This window comes from Bacillus sp. EKM420B, from assembly GCF_011065565.1.
Lineage (GTDB): Bacteria > Bacillota > Bacilli > Bacillales > Bacillaceae > Bacillus > Bacillus velezensis.
The window spans coordinates 1-247 of record NZ_JAAMNX010000055.1; the positions used below are offsets into that span (position 1 = coordinate 1).

1 pseudogene is annotated in these 247 nt (G+C 49.4%); it reads right to left on the minus strand.

The features are described from left to right. Positions 1-247: pseudogene (locus G9F48_RS19515) on the minus strand (MFS transporter); the annotation flags it as partial.

Below are 247 nucleotides of genomic sequence, written 5' to 3' on the forward strand. Positions count from 1 at the left end.
TGTGGTAAAAACCATAGTCATACTGACAGCAGTCGCCCGCTGTTTATGATTTGCCAAGTCCGTACCCGCATAACGGGCCTGCAGATTTGTCGCTGTTCCCGCACCATAAATAATCAAAGAAGCAAACAGCAGAAACACACTATTTAAAATAGCCGCAATGATGACTCCTATCGCTCCCAGTCCGCCAATCATAAATCCGGCTGAAAGACCTGTCCGGCGGCCGTAACGCTGAGAAAGCCTCCCCACA